The 16111-nt window shown below is 61.5% G+C and carries 20 protein-coding genes; 6 read left to right on the top strand and 14 right to left on the bottom strand.

What is annotated here, in order from left to right; genetic code table 11:
- Positions 1-243: 243 nt before the first annotated feature.
- The 10 genes from HU767_RS27415 to soxR form a co-directional block, all read right to left on the bottom strand.
- Positions 244-1137: a zinc ABC transporter substrate-binding protein gene (locus HU767_RS27415; protein ID WP_186730985.1), complete on the bottom strand. Its 894-nt coding sequence runs from the start codon at positions 1135-1137 to the stop codon at positions 244-246.
- Complete coding sequence (locus tag HU767_RS27410) at positions 1138-2037, bottom strand: metal ABC transporter permease (protein WP_014339414.1); 900 nt, start codon at positions 2035-2037, stop codon at positions 1138-1140.
- A complete protein-coding gene (locus HU767_RS27405; protein ID WP_186730984.1) occupies positions 2037-2789 on the bottom strand; it encodes a metal ABC transporter ATP-binding protein in 753 nt (250 codons plus the stop codon). Before HU767_RS27405 ends, HU767_RS27410 begins: the two co-directional genes overlap by 1 nt.
- On the bottom strand, positions 2786-3715 hold the full coding sequence (locus HU767_RS27400) for a metal ABC transporter substrate-binding protein (protein WP_186730983.1): 930 nt from the start codon (positions 3713-3715) through the stop codon (positions 2786-2788). The genes HU767_RS27405 and HU767_RS27400 overlap by 4 nt, the downstream gene beginning before the upstream one ends.
- A 35-nt stretch (positions 3716-3750) precedes the next feature.
- Entirely contained in the window at positions 3751-4326 is a 576-nt protein-coding gene (locus HU767_RS27395; RefSeq protein WP_186709648.1) for a DUF6162 family protein, read from the bottom strand.
- On the bottom strand, positions 4323-4649 hold the full coding sequence (locus tag HU767_RS27390) for a hypothetical protein (protein ID WP_186709646.1): 327 nt from the start codon (positions 4647-4649) through the stop codon (positions 4323-4325). Before HU767_RS27390 ends, HU767_RS27395 begins: the two co-directional genes overlap by 4 nt.
- Entirely contained in the window at positions 4646-5188 is a 543-nt protein-coding gene (locus HU767_RS27385) for a thiamine pyrophosphate-binding protein (RefSeq protein WP_186730982.1), read from the bottom strand. Before HU767_RS27385 ends, HU767_RS27390 begins: the two co-directional genes overlap by 4 nt.
- Positions 5185-6399, bottom strand: coding sequence for a PepSY domain-containing protein (locus tag HU767_RS27380; RefSeq protein WP_186730981.1), 1215 nt, complete (start codon positions 6397-6399; stop codon positions 5185-5187). Before HU767_RS27380 ends, HU767_RS27385 begins: the two co-directional genes overlap by 4 nt.
- 216 nt (positions 6400-6615) lie before the next feature.
- Complete coding sequence (locus HU767_RS27375) at positions 6616-7074, bottom strand: VOC family protein (RefSeq protein ID WP_186730980.1); 459 nt, start codon at positions 7072-7074, stop codon at positions 6616-6618.
- A gap of 110 nt (positions 7075-7184) precedes the next feature.
- Positions 7185-7631, bottom strand: a complete 447-nt coding sequence (soxR, locus tag HU767_RS27370) for a redox-sensitive transcriptional activator SoxR (protein WP_186730979.1) — start codon at positions 7629-7631, stop codon at positions 7185-7187.
- A 96-nt stretch (positions 7632-7727) separates the two neighbouring features.
- On the opposite strand from soxR, the gene HU767_RS27365 reads away from it, so the two are divergent.
- The 5 genes from HU767_RS27365 (at position 7728) to HU767_RS27345 (ending at position 12374) form a co-directional block, all read left to right on the top strand.
- The gene (locus HU767_RS27365; protein WP_186709636.1) at positions 7728-8093 is read left to right on the top strand and encodes an antibiotic biosynthesis monooxygenase; all 366 of its coding nucleotides are present in this window, start codon (positions 7728-7730) and stop codon (positions 8091-8093) included.
- Between the two features lie 116 nt (positions 8094-8209).
- Complete coding sequence (locus HU767_RS27360; RefSeq protein WP_122568696.1) at positions 8210-8476, top strand: hypothetical protein; 267 nt, start codon at positions 8210-8212, stop codon at positions 8474-8476.
- Positions 8477-8579: 103 nt separating this feature from the next.
- Positions 8580-9194 carry a LysE family translocator gene (locus HU767_RS27355; RefSeq protein ID WP_053123629.1) on the top strand — a complete coding sequence of 205 codons (615 nt, stop codon included), beginning with the start codon at positions 8580-8582 and terminating at the stop codon, positions 9192-9194.
- 159 nt (positions 9195-9353) lie between these two features.
- Entirely contained in the window at positions 9354-10520 is a 1167-nt protein-coding gene (locus HU767_RS27350; RefSeq protein WP_186730978.1) for an aminotransferase class V-fold PLP-dependent enzyme, read from the top strand.
- A gap of 45 nt (positions 10521-10565) precedes the next feature.
- On the top strand, positions 10566-12374 hold the full coding sequence (locus tag HU767_RS27345) for an aminopeptidase P family protein (RefSeq protein WP_186730977.1): 1809 nt from the start codon (positions 10566-10568) through the stop codon (positions 12372-12374).
- A 9-nt stretch (positions 12375-12383) separates the two neighbouring features.
- Here the strand turns inward: HU767_RS27345 and HU767_RS27340 are convergent, their stop codons facing one another.
- Positions 12384-12974, bottom strand: coding sequence for a 2-hydroxychromene-2-carboxylate isomerase (locus HU767_RS27340; protein WP_186730976.1), 591 nt, complete (start codon positions 12972-12974; stop codon positions 12384-12386).
- Between the two features lie 34 nt (positions 12975-13008).
- Positions 13009-13737 (bottom strand): SDR family oxidoreductase, encoded by a 729-nt coding sequence (locus HU767_RS27335; RefSeq protein ID WP_186709625.1) that lies wholly within the window; start codon positions 13735-13737, stop codon positions 13009-13011.
- A gap of 89 nt (positions 13738-13826) precedes the next feature.
- Between HU767_RS27335 and HU767_RS27330 the strand changes: the two genes are divergently transcribed.
- Positions 13827-14396: a TetR/AcrR family transcriptional regulator gene (locus HU767_RS27330; protein WP_186730975.1), complete on the top strand. Its 570-nt coding sequence runs from the start codon at positions 13827-13829 to the stop codon at positions 14394-14396.
- Positions 14397-14402: 6 nt separating this feature from the next.
- Here HU767_RS27330 and HU767_RS27325 read toward each other — a convergent pair whose 3' ends face one another.
- Both HU767_RS27325 and rhtA read right to left on the bottom strand, forming a co-directional pair.
- Positions 14403-14684, bottom strand: coding sequence for a hypothetical protein (locus tag HU767_RS27325; protein ID WP_014337379.1), 282 nt, complete (start codon positions 14682-14684; stop codon positions 14403-14405).
- A 168-nt stretch (positions 14685-14852) separates the two neighbouring features.
- The gene (gene rhtA, locus HU767_RS27320; RefSeq protein ID WP_186709621.1) at positions 14853-15743 is read right to left on the bottom strand and encodes a threonine/homoserine exporter RhtA; all 891 of its coding nucleotides are present in this window, start codon (positions 15741-15743) and stop codon (positions 14853-14855) included.
- Between the last annotated feature and the right edge of the window lie 368 nt (positions 15744-16111).

Raw genomic sequence — 16111 nt, 5'->3', positions numbered from 1 at the left:
GGGAGCGAGCCTGCTCGCGATGGCGGTGTATCAGTCGACGCCAATGTTGAATGTGCCGTCCCTTTCGCGAGCAAGCCCGCTCCCACAGTGGATTGGTGGTGAACACAGAATCTTCGAACATCCACGACAAACCTGTGGGAGCGGGCTTGCTCGCGAAAGCGGTGTGTCAGTCCACATCAATGTTGAATGCGCCGACCCCATCGCGAGCAGGCCCGCTCCCACAGGTTGATCGTATTTCTTCCGTCAGTTCGCCGTCAGTGCGGTGACCACCAGCCCAACATTGCTTTCCAGCTCGGCCACCGGATCGGGCCCGTCGGTGCTCAACACCAGCAGTTGGCTACCTCCTTCGGTAATGGCGGCCTTCAGCGCATCCGAGGGCTGGCGGTGATGCAGCACCAGCGCCACGTCGTTGTCTTTCAATGTCGCACTCAACTGCTTGAGGGCTTCGGCTGTCCACTCGGCGTCGGGCCGGGTGTCGGTGCTGATGGCGTCCAGGTTGAGTCCGCTGATCAGGTAGCCGAAATGCTCGCTCAGGCTGACCACGCTCAAGTTATCGGCGCTGGCGAGGCGTTTTTCGCTGTCGGCGCTGAGTTTGAGCAGGCGCTGCTTGAGGGCCGCCAGGTTGGCGTCGATTTTCGATTTGTCCGCCGGGGCCAGGCGCACCAGGTCGGCGGCGATCACGTCGGCCATGCGCCCCAGGTTATGGCTGGCCATCCATGGTTGGCTTGCCAGGCCGTCAGCCATGCCCGGTTGCACGGCGATACCGGGCAGGGCGCCGTCCACCGGGCGCGCGGCATCGACTTCGACGATGCGGATATTGCTGCGTCGGGCCATGGGGTACAGCGGATCGTCCGGCCACAGCGAGCGCAGGCCGATCACCCCGTCGGCATTGCTGGCCAGTTTGCTCAAGGCCGGTGCGCCCCGGCCGCTGAAGTAGGCGCTCTGGCGGGTGCCGGGCAGATTGTCGGGCGCGGCCCGCTCCAGGCTGACCTCGGTGCCCTTGAGCAAGGCCTCGCTCAACCCATAGGTGACCGGCAGCGATGCCAGCAGACGGACCTTTTCGTCGGCGAATGACGAGGTGACGGCCACGCCGCACAACGCGACGGCCAGGGTCAGTTGTCGCAATGAAAAAACCATTTATCCAAGATTCCCTTTGAGGCTGGGGACGACACCACGGGCGATGGCGCTCAGGGCGAAGGCGATGCCGGCCACCAGGATGATCGCGGCACCGGACGGGATCGGCAGGTCGAACACAATCGGCGCGAGGATCCCGCACAAGGTACTGACGGTGGCGATCAGCACCGAACACCAGAAGAAGCCTTTCAATGATTGGCTGAGCAAGCGCGCCGCCGCCGCGGGAATCACCAGCAACGCGCCCACGAGGATGGCGCCGATGACTTTCACCGCCGCCACGGTGATCAACGTCACCAGGACCACGAACAGGTAGTCCAGGGTCTTGACCGCCACCCCGCGTACCGCCGCCAGTTGCGGGTTGAAGCTGGCGAGCATGATGCGGTTGTACAGCGGCAAGGCCAGGGCCATCACCAGCGAGCCGACCACGGCCAGTACCAGCAGGTCGTTGCCATTGACCGTCAGCACCGAGCCGAACAGTACGTTTTCCAGGATGTGCACGTTGATCTTGCCCGCCAGGATCAGCAGCAGGCTGGCCCCCAGGGCCAGGGACACCGACAGGAACACACCGATCAGCGTATCGGGCGCCAGGCCGGTGCGGTTGCGCAGGTAATTGAGCAGGATGCCGAACAACAGGCAGTAGCCGAACAGGCTACCGTAAGGCCCGGTGTAGGGTTCACCGAGCAGGATACCAATGGCCACGCCAGTCAGCGCCGCATGGCCCACCGCCTCGGAGAAAAACGCGAAGCGCTTGACCACCACCAGCGTGCCGAGGCCGCCCAGTACCGGGCCGATCAACAGCCCGGCCAGCAATGCATTGACCACGAAACCGTAGGCCAGCGCTTCAGGCAAGTAACCGGCCGATGCCCAGCCCTGGACCATCAAACGAAAGGCTTCATAACTCATCAGGCCGCGCTCCCGTTCGTGCGTGGATGGGTGGAAAACAGCGTCAGCAGCCGCTCCGGGGTCAGGGTCTGGCGTGGCGGGCCGTCGAACAGCACCCGGCGATTCAGTCCCGTGACGCGGTCGGCCAGGCGCCCGACGGCTTCCAGGTCATGTTCGATCCACAGCACGGTAATCCCGGCCTGGCGCCAGTCCTGCAGCAACCGTTCGAACACCTGGATGCCAGCTTCGTCCAGGGCTGACATCGGTTCATCCAGCACCAGCAGTTGTGGCGAGGGAATCAGCCCTTGGGCCAGCAATACCCGTTGCCGCTCGCCGCCGGACAGCGCGCCCATGCGCCGCTTGCGCTTGTCTTGCATGCCGACCCGCTCCAGGGCCTGGCCAATGGCGCCAGCGTAGTGCTTGCTCAAGCCAAGAAAAGCGGGGCGCCGCTGACACATGGCCGCCATGAAATCGTCCACCGTCATCGGCAGGCCCCGGTCGAATTCCAGCGCCTGGGGCACGTAGCCGATCACCCCGGGTTCGCCCGGCCATTGCAGGCTCAAGCGGCCCTGGTGCGGCATCTGCCCCAACAAGGTCTTGATCAGCGAGCTCTTGCCGCCGCCATTAGGGCCGACCAGGGCATGAATGCTGCCGGGCTCCACCTGGAAGGCGACGTTATCGAGAATGGTGGTGCGGCCCAGGTTCAGGCTGACCTCGGTGAACGCAATCAAGGGACCCGCGCGGTGCAGGGTGAGGGGTTCCTGGACAGTCATGCGCCGGACTCCTGGATCGCCCGGACCACGGTGTCGAGGTTGCCGGCCATTTCCTTTTCGTACTTCTCGGCACTGTAGTCGCCGTAGGAAATGTGCGAGAGCGGGTACAGCTTCACGCCCGATTCCCGCTGGATGGTGTCGACGTAGGTGGAAGGGAAATCCATCTCCGAGAAGATCACCTTCACGTCCAGCTCGCGCAATTGATCGATGGTTTTCTTCAATTGGCTGGGGCTCGGCTCGATGCCATGGGCCGGCTCGACCACGGCGGTCACTTCCAGGCCGAATTCGCGCAGCAGATAGTCGTAGGCGGCATGCACCGTGGCGACCCGCAATTCGGCATTGGGGGCCTGGGTCAGTTTCGCCAGGGCGGCGGCGCGCATCTGCCGCAGGCGCTTGCCGTAGGCGCGGGCGTTCTGGGTGTACGCCTTGGCATTGTCCGGGTCGAGCTTGCCCAGCTCCCGGGCAATGTTATTGACCTGGGCGATAGAGGCGCTGATGGACAGGAAGGTGTGCGGGTTCACCACGTTGCCCGCGCCTCGGGCGGCGGTGCCGGTGGCGGCCAGCAGGGGCACGTTCTCGTTGGCCTCGATGACCTTCACGTTCGGGGTTTCGCTGGCGGCGATCATGCGGTCGGCGAAATCGTCGTGACCGACGCCGTTTAGCACGATCACGTCGAGGCCGCCGATACGCTTGATGTCTTCGGCCCGGGGCTCATAGGCGTGGGGGTTGAAACCGGCCGGGATCAGCGGCACGACCTCGGCCTTGTCGCCGACGATGTTGGCCACGTAGCTGTAATACGGGTGCAAGGTGATACCGATGCGCAGGCGCTTGGCTGTTTCGGCGCTCACCGGCGAGGTGAACAGGCAGGCCAGCAGGCCGATCAACAGCAGGCGCAGCAAGGGTCGGCGTTGGGATGCAATAGGCATGGGCAAACGGTCTTCTCTCGAATGAAGGCGTGGGGTCAGTGCCGGTGCTGGCGGGTTACGCCGGCATCGTATTGCGCGACGATCTGTCGCCAGCCAGCGGCGGACAACGCCGCGTCGTCCAGTATGGTGGGCGTCGCGAGGGCGGCTCCGCGGTTGAGCCAGATGTCCGGGGCGGCGTCGGACGCTTCGCCGATGCGCATCAGAAACGAACCAGCCACCGACGAATTGGCACTGGCGCCGAAGTAGGCCTGGTCCTGCAGCTGTTGCCAGGCATGGCCGCCGCGGCTGACGGAACTGGCGTCCTGGGCGAACGGCGCAAAGCCTTCCTCGGCCAGGGTTTGCGGAGCGGGCAGGGTGTGTTGGTCTTCGCGCAGCAAGCGGATTTCATCCAGGGTCACCCGCAGGTCGGCATAGATACCTTGCTCGGCGGCGCTGAGATCGCGGCGGGCGTCGAGCTGGTTCGAGGCCAGGTGAGGGGCCTCTTCGGCTTTGCCATGCCAGGCCACCACGGACCCGGCCACCAGCACGATGACCAGGCACAGCAACAACACATACAGGGTTTCATGACCCGCGCCGGCGGGACGGATGACTTGAGTCGTGGCGTTGCTCATGGGGCCTCGATGTCGGCTTGGTCGATTTCCACCACGTGGCCGGGGCCGGCGTCGAAGAGTACGTAGAATTCAGCGTTCGGTTTCTTGAAGGTCAGCTTCGAGTCGGCGCCGAGCTTGCCCGGGACGAGGATGGTTTCGTCATAACCGATCACGTCGAGGGTCACCCCCGGCGCACCGCTGCCGTCGGAAAAACCACCGGTGCATTGGATCTGCTCGGCGTCGATGGCCTTGCACTCGCACATCGGGTTGTGGGCCAGGACGCTGGTGCTTGCGCCCGCGCATAACAGCAGCGCCAGGCCCTTGGATAAGGCGCGAAGGGTCATGGTTTGGCTCCTTGATTCTTCAGCCAGGCAGCAGTGGCCGGGGAGGCCTGGCTCAGGGGGATGGAAGCCTGATGCATCGAACCGTCCCAACCCTCCAGGGTTATCCACAGTTCGGCGTCGGGCTGGGTCTTTGCCGGGACTGGCAACAAGGCACCCATACGGTAGGGCGAGCCGAAGAAAATCACCCCGGCGGCCCTAAGGCTGCGAGGTTTGCCGATGCGCAGGTAGGTGGCCTTGACCTGGCCGATACAGCTTTGGCACAGGGCCGCGTTGAAGTGTTTCATGGGCCCGGCAGGCCCTTGGACGCGTGGGGCTTCGTTACGAAATTCCGCCAGGCGCAGGCTCCAGGGGCCGACCTGGACTTCGCCGACTTCCCGCTCGCCCAGCCCGGCATCACCGCGGAACAGCGCGGCTTCGGAGAGGTATTTGGGCATGAACCCCAGGGGGATCAGCAGCAACAGCACGTTGAGGTGGAAGCGCCATTTATGCCAGAACAGGCTCAGGCGCGACGGTGATGAAGCGGCATTGGATGGGTTCACAGGCTGCCCTCCGACGATTCGCGGTGGACGGACGGCTGCAATGCCTGCGTGAGGCGGGCGCCACGGGTAGGTTTCTGGCTACGCTTGAAGGCATTGGCGGTGGCCAGGGCCGTGCGTTTGGTCCAGATCAGCAGCCCGCTGAGGACCATCATGCTCATGATCAAACCGAAGAAAAACCAGATGAGCTTGATCCAGAGGCCGCCAAAATCCCCGGTGTGCAAGGGCCGCATGGATTCGGTGACGAACTCCAGGGGCGTGCGATCGGACAGCAGCCGCGAGGCGGCCACGTCACCGTTGTAGGGGTTGATGGTGGCAGTCTGGAACATCAGCGGATACCAGCCGCGGCCGCCGATTTCCAGATGGCTGTAGGCATTGGCGGGCAGGCTGATGAAACTTGCTTCCAGTCCCGGGATGCGTTGCTGGGCGATCTCGATGGCTCGGTCCAGGTTCAACAGCGGGGGTGGCAGGCCATCGACGGATAACGGCACGTTTTCACGGGCCACCACCGGGATGACCGGTTCGCTGGAAATGGAGATCTGGTTGTCGCCCAGCAAGGCCTGGATCAGGAACCAGGTGCCGGTGACGGAGATGACCGCGATGAACCAGATCGACCAGATCCCGCTGAGCCGGTGGAAATCACCCCAGAAAATCCGCGCGCCATGGCGAATTCGCAGGGTCGGACGCAAGAAGCCTTTCCAGAAACGCTTGTAGACCACCAGCCCGGTCACCAGGGACGCGAGCAACGGCAGGCCCAGGAACGACACCAGGTACCAGCCCCAGCTGTAGCCGTTGGTGAACGGCACCAGCCACCAGCCATGCAGGGCGCGGGTGAAGGCCTGGAAGTTGAACGTCGGCGCCGAGCCCTGGATGGCTCCGCTGTACGGGTTGACGTAGACCGTGTCGGGACGTCCGTCAGGGTAGGTCACGCCGACTTCCAGGGCAAAATGCGACTCGTCCGGGCGAATGATTCTTTGCACCTGGGTTTGCGGCTGGGCCTGCTTGATCGCGCTGATGATCTGGTCGTAGCTGAGCAGCGCGGCATCGTCCGAAGGCTTGCTGGCGCGCATCTCAGGGTTGACGAGCCAGACGATCTCCTGGCTGACCACCGCCAGGGTGCCGGTGACGCAGACAATGAGCACGAAGAACCAGATGGGCAATGCCAGCCAGCTATGGACCAGGAACCAGAGTTTGGAGCGGGATTTCTTCGACATGATTGAGCGTCTTGATTCGATGAAAGGTTCCGTATTACGGGCTTCGTAACACCAGTGAACCCAAAAAGCAGGCCGTGGCTTTTGCCGACGCGGCCTGCTGCATCTAATTAAGACGAACGAGCGATCCCAATCCTGAAGGGAAAGATGAAAGAAAATGTTTCGTGTTTAGTTTTAGTGCCTCTGTGGCCAGGAACTGAGCCCCCTGGCCACGGACGGTCAGCCTTGTTGAAACATCTCCCTGGCCCGTTGCTCGATCTGTTCCTGGCTCAGATCCTCTTTGTGTGTCGCCAGGAACCATAGATGCCCATAGGGATCCTTCAAAGTGCCGGTGCGATCCCCATAGAACTGGTCCTTGACCTCGGAAATCACCGTGCCGCCCGCGGCAATGGCCTGGGCGAATGCGCTGTCCACATCTTCGACATAGAGATGCAGGCCGACCGATGGCGATGTGTCCGGGTTACTCAGCGGGCCTTGATCGCAAGGCGTGCCGAGCATGATCGGATACCCGTTGATCCGCAGTTCGGCATGCCCGATGCCGCCATCGGGCATGGCCAGGCGCATGACCTCGGTGGCATTGAAGGCTTTTTTATAGAAGTCGATGGCTTCGGCGGCTTTTTGAATGCCCAGGTAGGGCGTGATGTTATGGAAACCTTCGGGAATAGCGTTGACGCCCATGACGTTTCTCCTTTTGTTATGGGAGGCGAAGAGAGTCTTCGTCGATTTGCGCCCCTCCACTATAGGCCTGCGAGCCTGGGTGGGCGTGGAGCCCGACGAACGCTTCAGGGCTATTCCAGCAGATGGGCTCCCGGCCCGTGCTGGCCCAGCACATCGCCCTGATTGCGCAGCGGACACGCTTCCATCGACAGGCATCCGCAGCCAATGCAGCCGTTGAGTCGATCACGCAGCGCCATCAATTGGCTGATGCGCTCGTCCAGGTCCTGGCTCCACTGCGCCGACAAGGTCTGCCAGTCGGCGGCCGTTGGGGCACGGTTGTCCGGCAGCTTTTTCAACGCCTCGCCGATCTCCGCCAAGGGAATGCCCAGGCGCTGGGCGACCTTGATCAGTGCCACGCGGCGCAATACCGCCCGTGGATAACGACGTTGGTTGCCCTGATTACGCGTGCTTTTGATCAGTCCCTTGGATTCGTAGAAGTGCAGGGCAGTCACCGCCACGCCGCTGCGGGCGGCCACTTGGCCAACGGTGAGTTCCTTGTGGACATCGATTTGCGCCATCGCCTCAATTCACTGCTTGACCTTGACTTAACTAGAGGTTTTACCCTGCACGCCTTCGGATCGCAAGATCCGCCTGACCTGCATAGGGGACCTTTCATGCAATCGCCAAGGAACAATCGCAGTTTCACCCAGCTGATGGAATTCGACATCGAACCTCAATGGCAGCAGGCGCTGGTCACGGCCTTGTCGGAACAGACCGAGCGCCTGGCCCGGGACCACCAGGGTTTCCTGAGTGCGAGTATCCAGGCCAGCGAGGATGGTCGGCGCGTGCTCAACTATTTGCAGTGGCAAACCCGCGAGGCCGGCGAGGCGGCGCTTCGAAGCTTCGAAAGTGGCGACTCGGGTTTCTGGCGGCTGATCCAGGTTCATCGAGCCAAAGCCGTCACATTCGGCTCGTTCCAGGTGCTACGCAACATTGAGCGCAGCCTGGACAACGCGCTGCATTGCCAGTTGGTCGATTAAGCGCAACGGCTGATCCAAGTAGGCAATACCCACTATCGAGAGGGTTGATTTCTGCAGCGCAAGGCCGGCGGGTAGCCTTTGTTCATCGCCCAACTCCAGAACACCGGACACCTGCCATGAACCGTACCTTAGCTGTTTTGCTGCTGTTGACCGCCACCCTCTTGGGCGGCTGCGCCAGCTCCTCCCCGGAGCTGCGCCCCTACACCGCCGACGAGACTCGCGAGCTGGCCCTTGAAGCCTTGAATCGCCGAGGCCTTTCGTTCGAGGAGTACCACGCAAAGAAAGCCGAGCTGCTCGGCTCGTCACAGAAAAACGTGGGGTTCGACGATCAAGGCCAGATGAGCGCCGAGCAGGTCGTGCAACAGCCAGGCCGGTCAAGCTAAGGGACTGTACCGCTCAAAGTTTTGCCTAACTGTCCGTGGGTTTGGGCCAGGACGTGGGGTAGGGTCGTGACTTGACTGACCGCCCCTGATGGACTGACCTGACATGACCCTTTCGCTTGACCTGCTGCTGGGCTTCGCCCTGTTTGCCCTGGTGACTTCGATCACGCCCGGCCCTAACAACACCATGTTGTTGGCCTCGGGTGTCAATTTCGGTTTCAACCGCACCATTCCGCACATGCTGGGCATTACCTGCGGCTTCTTTTCCCTGGTGCTGGCGGTAGGCCTTGGCCTGGGTGCGGTGTTCCAGACTTATCCACTGCTCTATACCGCGCTGCGCTACATCGGTGCCGCATACCTGTTGTACCTGGCGTGGAAAATTGCCCACTCCGGTCCGGTTTCGGACAGCCAGCCGGGGAACAATACGCCGATCAGCTATTGGGGCGCCGCGGCGTTCCAATGGGTCAATCCCAAGGCCTGGATCATGGCCATCGGTGCCATCAGCACCTACACGCCACTCCAAGGCTACTTCTTCAATGTGCTGGTGATTGCGGCGGTGTTTGCCTTGATCAACCTGCCAAGCGTGAGCCTGTGGGTGGTGTGCGGCAGCCTGTTGCGCAACCTGTTGCGGGACCGTCGCTGGCTGCGCGTGTTCAACTGGGGCATGGCGCTGTTGCTGGTCGCTTCGATGTATCCGTTGTTGCTCGAAAGCATCAGTTGAGGGCTGAGCTTCGACGCGATGCCTGCTAAGCTCGCTGTTCAGGAGCGTTCCTACGCACTTTTAAATGAAGTCCGACTTCTTTAAGGTCTTTGATCAGGTATTGCTAGTCTCGAACCCAACGAGGGCGCCTGGTCCCGGAGCAGGCTCTGCGAGTTTCCTATGAATAAACGTCCTTTGTATTTCGACTACGCCGCCACCACGCCGGTGGATGAGCGGGTCATCCGAGTCATGGTCGAGTGCCTGGGTTTTGACGGCAACTTCGGTAACCCAGCTTCCAGTTCCCACGCCTTCGGCCAGGAGGCCCGGCGCTCGGTGGAGCGTGCCCGCCAGCAGGTGGCGCAGTTGGTGGGGGCCCAGCCCGAACAGATCGTCTGGACGTCCGGCGCCACCGAATCCAACAACCTGGCCCTCAAGGGTGTGGCCCAGGCACGGGGTGCTTGCGCCGGCCACATCATCACCAGCTTGATCGAGCACAAGGCGATTCTCGATACGGCACGCCAACTCGAAGAGAGCGGCGTCGCGGTCACCTGGCTGGCGCCGGACGCCGAGGGCCTGGTCAGCCCACAGGCGGTTCGCGAGGCGTTGCGTGAAGACACGTTCCTGGTGTCGCTGATGCTGGTGAACAACGAACTGGGCACCGTCAACGACGTCATCGCCATCGGCGAGATCGTTCGCGAGCACGGTGCGTTGTTTCATGTGGACGCCGCCCAAGGCGCCGGCAAGGTACAGATCGACCTGTCCCGCTGGCCGGTGGACCTGATGTCTTTTTCCGCGCATAAAATCTACGGCCCCAAGGGCATCGGTGCGCTCTACGTCGGCGACCGTGCCCGGCCACGGCTGTCGGCGCAGATTCATGGCGGTGGTCATGAGGGCGGTTTGCGTTCCGGGACCCTGGCGACCCACCAGATTGCCGCCATGGGCGCCGCATTCGAATTGGCAGCCACGGCATTCGACGAAGAACTCGCTAAAGTCGCCCGATTGCGCAATCGTTTGCTCGAGCCGCTGCTGGCCTTGCCCGGAGTGTGTATAAACGGCAGTGCAAGCTGCCGGATTCCCCACACCCTGAGCCTGACGTTCAACGAAGGTGAGTTCAATCCGGCGACATTGGGCGCATCGATTGCGTTTTCCGCGACCTCGGCCTGCAATTCGGCGCAGAACACGCCGTCCCACGTGCTGCTAGCCCTGGGTCACGATGCCCGGGCGGCCGGGCGGACCATTCGCTTGAGCTTGGGGCGCTTTACCACCGAGCAGGATATCGATGAGGCGGTGCGGTTGATCAAGGCCGCGTGCGCGACTGCGCCGGCATTCTGGGCCACCACTCAATAAGCCGTCTTCGGCATCGAACAACAATTTCAATGAGCAGGAGAAACAATGAGCACCGAGCCTTTGCCCCATGGACTGGTTCCCCAGCGCCTGGCCCGAATCCGTCAACTGATGAGCCGAGAGGGCGTTCACGCATTGCTGGTGCCATCGGCCGACCCGCATCTGTCTGAATACCTGCCGGGTTATTGGCAGGGACGACAATGGTTGTCGGGGTTCCATGGCTCGGTGGGTACCTTGATCGTAACCGGCAGTTTCGCCGGTGTCTGGGCCGACAGCCGTTATTGGGAGCAGGCGACCAAGGAGCTGGAGGGCAGCGGTATCGAGTTGGTCAAGCTCATTCCGGGCCAGCCCGGTCCGCTGGACTGGCTGGCCGAACAAACGCCCGAGGGCGCGGTGGTCGCGGTCGATGGTGCAGTCATGGCCGTGGCCTCGGCCCGCACCTTGGGCGGCAAGCTCGCCGAACGCGGCGCGCGGTTGCGCACCGACATCGACCTGCTCAAGGAGGTCTGGGACGATCGCCCGAGTTTGCCGGATCAACCGGTCTATGCCCATTTGCCACCCCAGGCGACCGCCAGCCGCGTCGAAAAGCTCGCCAAGTTGCGCGAATCCCTCCAGGAGCGTGGTGCCGACTGGCATTTCATCGCCACGCTGGACGACATCGCCTGGTTGTTCAACCTGCGCGGTGCGGATGTGTCGTTCAACCCGGTGTTCGTCTCCTTTGCCTTGATTAGCCAGCAGCAGGCAACGCTGTTCGTGGCCCTGGACAAGGTTGACGCACCGTTGCGGGCCGTTCTGGCGCAGGACGGCGTGACCCTGCGTGATTACAGCGAAGCCGCCGCCGCGTTGCGTGAAGTGCCGGACGGCGCGAGCCTGCAGATCGATCCGGCGCGGGTGACGGTCGGCTTGCTGGATAACCTGGGCAGCGGCGTGAAGCTGGTCGAAGGCCTGAATCCAACGACGTTGGCTAAATCGCGCAAAAGCCTGGCCGACGCCGAGCACATCCGTCGCGCCATGGAGCAGGACGGCGCGGCGCTCTGTGAGTTTTTCGCCTGGCTGGAAGGAGCCTGGGGCCGCGAGCGCATCACCGAGCTGACCATCGACGAGCACCTGACCGCCGCCCGCATGCGCCGGCCAGACTTCGTCTCCCTGAGTTTCAACACCATCGCTGCCTTTAACGCCAACGGCGCGATGCCTCATTACCACGCGACGGAAGAAGCCCATGCGGTCATCGAAGGTGATGGCCTGTTGCTGATCGATTCCGGCGGCCAGTATTTGGGAGGCACCACGGACATCACCCGTATGGTGCCGGTCGGAACACCCACCGCTGAGCAGAAACGTGATTGCACGCGCGTGCTCAAGGGGGTGATTGCCCTGTCCCGGGCCAAATTTCCGCGGGGTATTCTTTCGCCCTTGCTCGATGCCATTGCTCGGGCGCCGATCTGGGCGGAGCAGGTCGATTACGGCCACGGCACCGGCCATGGCGTAGGCTATTTCCTCAATGTCCACGAAGGCCCGCAGGTGATTGCCTATCAAGCCGCTGCCGCGCCGCAAACGGCAATGCAGGCCGGGATGATCACCTCGATCGAACCGGGCACTTATCGTCCCGGCCGCTGGGGTGTGCGCATCGAGAACCTGGTGCTGAACCGCGAAGCCGGAAGCAGCGAGTTCGGTGAGTTCCTTGAGTTCGAAACCCTCACCCTGTGCCCGATCGACACCCGCTGCCTGGAACCTTCGCTGCTGACCCAGGATGAAAAAGACTGGTTCAACGCCTACCATGCCGAGGTTCAGCGTCGATTGAGCCCATTGCTGGACGGTGACGCACTGCAATGGCTCAACACCCGGACGATGGCGATCTGATCTATAGGATCAGGCGAGGGCTTCACGGACGAAGTCCAGCCGATCCTGGCCGAAAAACAGCTCGTCGCCGACAAACATGCTCGGGGCGCCAAATATGCCCCGGCCGATGGCTGCTTCGGTGGCGCTCTTGAGTGCTTGTTTAACCTGCTCGTCGCTCGTCAGGGCCAGCACGTAGTCGGCGTCGAAACCGCCTTCGTTCAGGACCGATGCGACAGTCGCCGGGTCATTGAGGTTGCGGGCGTCCACCCAAAAGGCGCGGAACAGGCAATCGACGAATGCCTCGAAGCGTTCGGGGTGGCGCAGTTGCATGCCGGTCACTGCGCGCATCAGCAACAGTGTGTTGACGGGAAAGTGTGGATTGAACTGGAACGCGACGCCGTAGCGTTTGGCGAAGCGATTCAGATCCTTGAACAGGTAAGGGTTCTTGGCCGGCACTGTTGCCGGCGATGCGTTGCCGGTCGCCTTGAAGACGCCCCCCAATAACATCGGACGGTAGATCAACTGGCTGTTTGTCTGTGCACACAGCGTTGGCAGCTGGGTGTAGGCCAGGTACGTGGTCGGACTGCCCAGATCGAAGTAAAACTCCACGGATTTGCTCATGGTAACTGTGCTCTTGTTGTTATGAGGGGAGGGGTTACCAGCGTTCGCTCCAGGGGCGCAGGTCCAGCTCGAAGGTCCAGGCGTCGCGGGGTTGGCTGTGCAGGTACCAATAATTGTCGGCAATGTGTTCGGGGTTCAGGATGCCGTCCTGATCCTTGGTGGCATACTTTTCCGGGAAATGATCGCGGATGAAGTCGGTGTCGATTGCGCCGTCCACCACCACATGAGCCACATGGATATTCAGCGGTCCAAGTTCACGGGCCATGCTTTGGGCCAGCGCCCGAATGCCATGCTTGGCCCCCGCGAATGCGGCGAACCCCGAAGCACCACGTAATCCCGCTGTTGCCCCTGTAAACAGGATTGTCCCGCGCTGGCGCTTGACCATGCGCTTGGCCACTTCCCGTGCGTTGAGAAAGCCTGAGAAGCAGGCCATTTCCCAGATCTTGAAATACTTGCGCGCGGTTTCTTCCAGGATGCTGCAGGGGACGTTGGCGCCGATGTTGAACACGAAGGCTTCGATCGGGCCGATCTGGTTCTCTATTTGCTCGATGAGTGCGATCACGTCGTCTTCTTTGCGTGCGTCACAGGCAAACCCGTGGGCTTCGCCGCCTTCGGCGCGGATGCCGTTGACCAGCGGCTCGAGTTTATCGGCGCTGCGACGGGTCACACAGGCCACGTAACCTTCCTGGGCGAAGCGTTTGGCAATCGCTCCGCCAGTGGCATCGCCTGCGCCAACAACCAGTACGACCTTCTTGTTATTCATGGTTAGCCTCATTGGTAAACGATCGTTAACTAAACGGACGTTATGCTAAGATCCCGCAAGCGTCAAGGTGAGCGATCAGGGGCAGGACCATGCGATATTCAGCCAATCACAAAATGGAAACCCGCGAGAAACTGCTGGCCAGCAGTGCCGTATCCGCCAAGAAATCAGGTTTCTCCACGGTCGGTGTCGATGGCCTGATGAAAGCGATCGGGTTGAGCGGCGGCGCGTTCTACAGCCACTTTTCATCCAAGGATGAGCTGTTCAAGGCCATTGTTGAGCGGGAACTGGCCCAAAGCCTCGACCGCTTGAGCGGCGACGGTGCCATGGACTCGATGAAACTGGAGCGCTGCCTCAAGCAGTATTTGAGCATGAGCCATATCGAGCAGCCCGAGGCAGGGTGTGCGTTGCCGGTACTGGGCGCTGAGATCGCACGATCGGATGTCCAAGTGAGGGAGGCGGCGCAAACGTGGATCTGTCGCTTGCACGAAAGTTGGGCACGGATATTGGGAAGCGACAGCCTGGCCTGGGCCATTCTGTCTCAATGCGTGGGGGCGTTGGTGGTTGCGCGGATGCTGGTCTCGCCGCAGGTCCAGCGTGACGTCCTCAGGTCCAGCCATGAGGAAATCAGTCGTCGAATGGCCGAACAAGGGCTCGACTAAGGTCGCTTATTTGCAGATGACAATCATGCTGCGGCTGGTATAGCCGGCGGGATTGAGGCCGAAGGGATAATCCCCGGGTTCTTCGACGGCGTCGCCGGACTTGGCAATGACCTTGTAACCCTTGGGAGCGCATGAGTTGGCGGCGCTGGCGGCGCACTGGTCCCAGGATGAGGACAGGCCGGAGCAGTTGATGTGCAGGCCTTTTTTGCCGCGCTTGACTTCAGTTTTCGATGTCGCCGCACAGCCCGCTACTGCAAGTACGGCGATCAGTATCAAAATTCGTTTCATTCCCGTCCTTATAATCGCCGCGGATCTTGTGTCCGCGTACGATCGTGTTCGCTCTTGCGTGAAGCGTTCATGACGTCCTGTATGAAAAAATCCATGTCTGACATTAGGTTACGGACCTAAACATGGCCTAAATGCGCGGCAAATACCAGAGCTTCGTTAAATCCTGCTTCAATCTGCCGCGACGGCAGGCTTTGCCGTGTTGGCCATGGTCAGCGTTGCACCCACCGACGCGAGGATGATGCAGGTGATGGCCATCCACTGGGCCAGGGACAAGTACTCATGAAGAAAGACGAGTCCCGACAAGGCTGCGATTGCCGGTTCGATGCTCATCAGGGTGCCGAAGGTGCGGGCAGGCATTCGAGTCAGGGAAATCATTTCCAATGTATAGGGTAGGGCTGTGGACAGGATGGCGACGCCGATGGCGATTGGAATCAGGCTCGGTGTGAGCAGTGCGGCGCCCGCGTGGACAATGCCGATGGGCGCGACGAACAGGGCCGCGATCATGACCCCCAGTGCAGCGGTCTGCACACCATTGTCCGCTCCGGCTTTCTGGCCAAACAGGATGTACAACGCCCAGCAGAAGCCGGCACCGAGTGCGTAGCCGGCACCCACCAGGTCGATACTGGCGCTGGTCGCGCCGGTCGGTATGAGCAGCAACAGACCCACCACTGCCAGGGCAATCCAGAGAAAGTCGATGGCCCGGCGCGAGGCGTAAATGGCGACTGCCAGAGGCCCGGTGAATTCCAATGCAACGGCGATGCCCAGCGGAACGGTACGAACTGACATATAGAAGAGGAAATTCATGCCGCCCAGTGCCATCCCATAGACGATCACCGTGCGCAGGGACTGGGCGGTGAGCTTGGCGCGCCAGGGGCGTAGCATCAACAGCATGATGAGGCTGGCAAAGATGAGTCGCAGCGTCGTAGTCCCTTGTGCGCCCACTACCGGGAACATGCTTTTGGCGAGGGAAGCCCCCGCTTGAATGGAAGCCATGGCTATTAATAGCAAGGCAACCGGGTACAGGGTGGAGGCCAGGTTGCGATGTGAAGGGGGTGTCATTGCGAAGTGTCGTCCAGAGTAAGGGCGGAGAAGCTCAGTTGAGCAGTATATTGCGCATCTGCAGCGATTCCGTCTATATAGCGGCCATATTTAAGTGCCGTCTCGACGCGTTAGATAGAAAAATCAAATTAAGGGTTGACGGCAGATTCTGGAGGTCTATAATTCGCCCCACTTCCGGCGCAGTCGAAACGGAAAACTCCTTGAGATTCAATGAGTTAAGTAGGTTTCGAAGGTATAGGGCTTCAGTTCATCGAAGCTTGGAAGGAGCAGATAGGGTGGTGATGTTTGGCTCTATCGGCGGTTCGATCTTCTCGGTCGAAAGCGGTGAAAAAGAGGTGTTGACAGCAGCGAGTAACGCTGTAGAATTC

The organism is Pseudomonas sp. SWRI179 (assembly GCF_014268705.1).
GTDB classification, from domain to species: Bacteria; Pseudomonadota; Gammaproteobacteria; order Pseudomonadales; family Pseudomonadaceae; genus Aquipseudomonas; species Aquipseudomonas zanjanensis.
This window is presented reverse-complemented; position numbering and strand designations above follow the sequence as displayed.